This is a genomic window from Methanobacterium sp., from assembly GCA_030017655.1.
Lineage (GTDB): Archaea > Methanobacteriota > Methanobacteria > Methanobacteriales > Methanobacteriaceae > Methanobacterium_D.
In genome coordinates this window covers 1-411 of record JASEIM010000003.1, presented here as the reverse complement: position 1 = coordinate 411, position 411 = coordinate 1, and the positions used below count along the sequence as shown (strand labels likewise).

Annotated in this window: 1 protein-coding gene; it reads right to left on the bottom strand. The window is 23.1% G+C overall.

The window, feature by feature from the left end:
* On the bottom strand, window positions 1-87 hold an 87-nt coding region (locus QMD61_02045; protein MDI6723409.1), incomplete at its 3' end, for an adenosine-specific kinase.
* Window positions 88-411 lie beyond the last annotated feature (324 nt).

Sequence of the window (411 nt, the reverse complement as noted above, 5' to 3'; positions counted from 1 at the left end):
CACAGTTTTAATAAAATGACTTTGGCCCAAAATTAAATTACAATCTTCTGGAGCTTCTATTTTTTTAATATCCATTTTTATATCCATATATATCCCCTATGCTTATATTATTGAAACCTGCCTCGAAAAAATTTAGCTACATCCATTTAAATATTGGATCTCCATATTCAACATTATAATAATTATATTTGGAACTAATAATATGTTAATTTAACCTTTTATTATGTACTAAATCATTATAATGAATTTTAAGTAATTCAAAGACATGATTTGAAGAATTTATTGTCGCTGAAAAGTCCCTATATTTGAATATTACGCTCTAAATTTCCTCTTAAGCTTCAATTTTCTTTATTTACAGATTAAATACAGGTAAATTTATTTTTAAATAATAATATTAAAACAATAAATCGC